The sequence below is a fragment of the Ruegeria sp. BHSB064 genome, from assembly GCF_059613205.1.
The window spans coordinates 1-4771 of record NZ_JBXWSB010000207.1; the positions used below are offsets into that span (position 1 = coordinate 1).

Annotated in this window: 5 protein-coding genes; 2 read left to right on the forward strand and 3 right to left on the reverse strand. The window is 58.9% G+C overall.

The window, feature by feature from the left end; all coding sequences use genetic code 11:
• Positions 1-756: 3-isopropylmalate dehydrogenase (gene leuB / locus AC2FNU_RS24050; RefSeq protein ID WP_496793823.1), on the reverse strand; the 756-nt coding region annotated here is incomplete at its 3' end.
• 91 nt (positions 757-847) lie between these two features.
• Here leuB and AC2FNU_RS24055 point away from each other — a divergent pair.
• Positions 848-1375 (forward strand): redoxin domain-containing protein, encoded by a 528-nt coding sequence (locus tag AC2FNU_RS24055; protein WP_496793825.1) that lies wholly within the window; start codon positions 848-850, stop codon positions 1373-1375.
• Positions 1376-1378: 3 nt separating this feature from the next.
• Here the strand turns inward: AC2FNU_RS24055 and AC2FNU_RS24060 are convergent, their stop codons facing one another.
• Positions 1379-2272: a LysR family transcriptional regulator gene (locus tag AC2FNU_RS24060; protein ID WP_496793829.1), complete on the reverse strand. Its 894-nt coding sequence runs from the start codon at positions 2270-2272 to the stop codon at positions 1379-1381.
• Positions 2273-2356: 84 nt separating this feature from the next.
• On the opposite strand from AC2FNU_RS24060, the gene AC2FNU_RS24065 reads away from it, so the two are divergent.
• Positions 2357-3280, forward strand: a complete 924-nt coding sequence (locus AC2FNU_RS24065) for a Rossmann-fold NAD(P)-binding domain-containing protein (RefSeq protein WP_496793833.1) — start codon at positions 2357-2359, stop codon at positions 3278-3280.
• A 191-nt stretch (positions 3281-3471) separates the two neighbouring features.
• Here the strand turns inward: AC2FNU_RS24065 and AC2FNU_RS24070 are convergent.
• Positions 3472-4771, reverse strand: a 1300-nt coding sequence (locus AC2FNU_RS24070; RefSeq protein ID WP_496793837.1) for a dihydroxy-acid dehydratase domain-containing protein, incomplete at its 5' end; no start/stop codon positions are given.

Sequence of the window (4771 nt, forward strand, 5' to 3'; positions counted from 1 at the left end):
GTCGGACAGAATGTCGCCAAACAGGTTGTCGGTCAGGATCACGTCAAACTGCTTGGGTGCGCGCACCAGCTGCATGGCGCCGTTGTCGGCGTACATATGGCTCAGCTCAACCTCGGGGTAGTCGGCAGCAACACGATTTACGACTTCACGCCACAGGATGCCCGATTCCATGACGTTGGCTTTTTCCATCGAGCACAGCTTTTTGTTCCGGCGCATGGCCAGTTCAAAAGCCGAGCGTGCGGCGCGTTCAATCTCGGATTCGGTGTAACGCTGGGTGTTGATACCGACGCGTTCATTGCCTTCTTCGAAGATGCCGCGCGGCTCGCCGAAATAGACGCCTGAGGTCAGTTCGCGCACGATCATGATATCGAGACCGGCAACGATGTCTTTCTTCAGTGACGAGAAATCGGCCAGCGCGTCAAAGCACTGGGCCGGGCGCAGGTTCGAATACAGGTCCATTTCCTTACGCAAGCGCAGCAACCCGCGCTCAGGCTTGAGGCTGAAATCCAGATCGTCGTATTTCGGGCCGCCAACAGCACCCAGCAGAACCGCGTCCACCTCTTGCGCTTTGGCCATTGTCTCATCGGACAGCGGCTTGCCGTGGGCGTCATAGGCGGCACCGCCCACCAGATCCTCGCTCACGTCAAATTGAAGACCGCGATTGGTGCCGAACCAATCGATGATTCTGCGCACTTCGGCCATAACTTCGGGGCCAATTCCGTCTCCGGGCAGGATAAGGAGCGAGGGGTTGGACATGAAGGGTCTCCTTGCGTTTTGTTGCACAGGCCCTAGCGTCTGCGGTGCATCGGGTCAATGAGACGAACCCGTCAAAACACGAGGAAAACACATGCTGACACCTGGAAATCCGGTTCCTGCGCTGAAAATTGAAACCGTGGCGCACGGCAGCTTCGATCTTGAGGCAGACAAGGGCGAAAACGGGACGCTGGTGATTCAATATCGCGGGCTGCATTGCCCGATCTGCGTCAAGCAGATGACCGAGGTCGAAGCAGCGCTGGACGACTTCGCTGCGCTGGGCGTTGAGGTGATTATGATCACCACTGATACCGCCGAGCGCGCCGCCGAAACAGCCGAGAAAGCCAGGGCGTCACGCTTGCGCGTTGGTCACAGCCTGCCTTTGGCCGCCGCGCGCGAGGATTGGGGGCTGAACATCTCGACCAAGCGCGAGGGCAGCGCCGAGCCGGACCTTTTTGCAGAGCCCGGTCATTTCTACATCGCACCGGATCAGACGCTGTATTACGCGTGGCAGCAATCCACACCCTTTGGGCGCCCCTCTATGGCGGATATCGCGGGTGGTCTGAAGTTCACACTGGGCAACAATTACCCTGCGCGCGGAACCTATACTGGGCCGCTTTGACCTTCAAAGACTGGCTTTGAGCCCCTCAGCCAATAGATCCCAGACCCTGCGTATGCGCGGGGTCTGGCGCATGGCTTGCGGCGCAGCCAGCCAGACCGGCATTTTCTTGATCTCGACGCCAATATCCAGAATTTCGACCAGTGGATCGGCCTCGGCCACCTGAACCTGGCTGAAGCCCAGTCCGCAGCCTGCCCGGATCAGTTCCCAATAAACGGTCTGGTGGTCGCATCGGGTGGCAAAGGCATCGCGCCCAACGTTCCAGCCCCTTTCCTGCATCGAAGCAATGATGCGGTCATCCGTGTCAAAACCCACCAGATCATGCTGGAACACTTCTTCTGGCGAGGTCGGGCGACCTGCGCGATCCAAATAGCTTTTAGCGGCGCAAAAACATAACGAGATCTCGCCCAGATGTCGGGTCAGAATGTCCATCTGCTCGGGGCGGTACATGCGCACGGCAATATCGGCTTCTCGGAACAGCAGGTTTTCGGTGGCGTCCGTGGCAACCAGTTCCAACTGAATCGCTGGTTCCTTCTGGCGGATATGGGCCAGAATCGGCGGCAAGATGTGGTTCGATGCAAAGACCGACGCGGTAATGCGCACTGTTCCGTCCAATTGCTGCGACTGACCGGCTGCCGTCATGCTGAAAGCGTTCATGGCCGCGTGCATCTGTTGCGCCATGGGCAGCAATTGATGACCCACATCGCTCAGCTTCAGCCCTCTTGCATGCCGTTCGAAAAGGGAAACTTCCAGCTCGGCTTCCAGCGTCTGAATCTGCCGTCCCAATGTGGGCTGGCTGCGGTCTAGCTGTCGGGCTGCGGCAGAAAGGGATCCGGTTTCGGCCACCGCCAGAAAGCTTTGGATCAGGGACCAGTCGGCATGTGTAAGGGCTTTGTCCATTCAAAAATGAATACATGATCTGCAATTTGGGGCAATTCCCTATTGCTTTTCTTAGGGTAATCTCTGCCCCAACAGGAGGGAACCATGCCGCAATCCGTACTTATTCTGGGGGCCACCGGCCGATTTGGTCGCAATGCCGCGCTGGCGTTTCGCAATGCCGGGTGGACCGTGCGCAGCTTTGACCGCACGCGCGATACGCTGGAACAAGCGGCGCACGGAGTGGACGTTATCGTCAATGGCTGGAACCCACCCTACCCCGATTGGGCACGCCTGGTGCCGAGCCTGCACCAACAAGTGATTAAGGTGGCGGAGGAGACCGGGGCCACCGTTTTGGTGCCGGGAAATGTCTATGTCTTTGGACCCGATGCACCGGGTCCCTGGTTCGGCGGTACGCCGCACGGGGCGCGCAACCCGTTGGGTCGGGTCAGAATAGAGATGGAGGAAGCCTATCGCCGCTCGACCGCGCGCACCATTATTCTGCGTGCCGGGGATTTCATCGACACATGTGCCTCGGGCAACTGGTTCGATCAGGTCATGATCAAAAATCTTGCCAAAGGGCGGTTGACCTATCCCGGCAATCCGGACATCCCGCATGCATGGGCCTATCTGCCCGATCTGGCCCGTGCCGCTGTGCTGTTGGCCGAAAAGCGCCACGAGCTACCCCGGTTTTGCGATGTCCCATTCGAAGGTTACACCTTGACCGGATCACAGATTGCGCACTCACTGTCGCGGGTCACAGGACGGTCAATTGGTGTGAAGCCAATGCAGTGGTGGCCCTTGTATTTGGCCCGACCATTTTGGCGTATGGCCCCGCACCTGCTTGAGATGCGGTATCTTTGGCACGTGCCTCATCAGTTGGACGGCACCTACCTTATCGAGTTGCTGGGCGAGGTGCCGCAGACTGATTTGGATGTTGTCCTATGTTCCGCGATTCCACCGCAGCTTGTTGCCCCACCGCCCGAGACCCGGTCCGTCGGAAGCGGTCTGTTGAAACCTGCCAACAATTGACCTTCGTCGCTTTTACCTAGGACAGTGAGGTTTGCGCGGCTCAATAGCGGGCCAGACCTCGCGCTGCCAGTCCAAGTGGCTGTGGCGGAGCGATGGATGCCGCCGCAAACAGCTCACAAGTTCATTGGACCTTATCCTTCAACGGGTGCGCCAACGCCCTTGAAGGGCCAACCATCGCATCGCCCGAGGTTTTAGGACCTCCATCGGTTTGTCGGCAAAAACCCGGATAGCTGAGGCTCACGAGGCGTGTTGACCCACAGCTCACGACCCGGGTGCATACCGCCACCGCGCACAGCAGGTACAGCGGATGACCGCATCCGGTGCAAAAGGCGGGTATCCGCTGTCCCGCAATTTGGATGTACGCCGCCGTTTCCGGCCACCTCGGCTTCCCAGCGCGCCTTGCGTTCAGCAACAACATTTGGGTCGTCCAAAACCGGCGCGTTCAGCTCGTTCACGTTCAGATCGGCAATGATCTCGTCTCCGTCTTCTACCAGAGCAATCGGGCCACCCAACGCGGCCTCTGGCCCTACATGACCGATGACCAGCCCGACCGATCCGCCCGAAAAACGCGCATCGGTCATCAGGGCAACTGTGATCCCACGCTCGCGGCACAGGGTCGTGATCCGAGCCGTTGCGTCCAGCATCTCGGGCATACCCGGTGCACCCGAAGGGCCTTCGTATCGAACAATGATCATATCATTGTCTTCAAATCCCATCGGGTTGGTGTCGAGCATCTCAAGCAGGCGGGCTTCGCCTTCGAAGACCCTCGCCTTACCACGGAACACGTTGCCCTCAAGCCCGCGCTCGACACCTGCAAGCTTCAGAATGGCGCTGAATTCAGGTGACAGATTCCCACCCAGCAGACGCAGGCCGCCCGTTTCTTTGAAGGGTGCTGACACGGGATAGATCACCGTACCGTCCGGTGCGGCAGCGCCCAGACGTTCGACCTGTTCCGCCAGAGTTTCGCCAGTGCAGGTTGGTGCGCCGCCATTGACCATACCGGCGTCGATGAGTTCCTTGACGATCACCTGCACACCGCCGACCCTGTCGATGTCCACCATCGAATAGCGGCCATAGGGTCGTGCGTCTGTCAGGACCGGAACGATTTTCTGCGACCATTCATTGAACTCTTCTGGCGTGACGATGTCTTTCCAGAAATTTTCATAACCCGCGGCGCGAGCAATCTCGGGCGCGTGCAGAACCACGTTGGTCGAGCCGCCGATCGCCATCGCAACGGTCAACGCGTTACGCAGTGAGTCGCGTCCGACGATGTCGCGGGGTCGCGTGCCGTTTTCAATCAACTTGGCAAGGTAGTCTACCAACTGGGACGGAAACTCTTCCATGCGGCGCGGGTCGTCCGAAGGCGGTGCCACCATATGCAATGGCTGCATTCCCACAACGCCGATAAAGGTTTGCATCGTGTTGTAGGTGAAAATCCCACCGCACGATCCAATACCGGGGCAGGCAAGGCAAGCGATCCGTTTGCGGTAC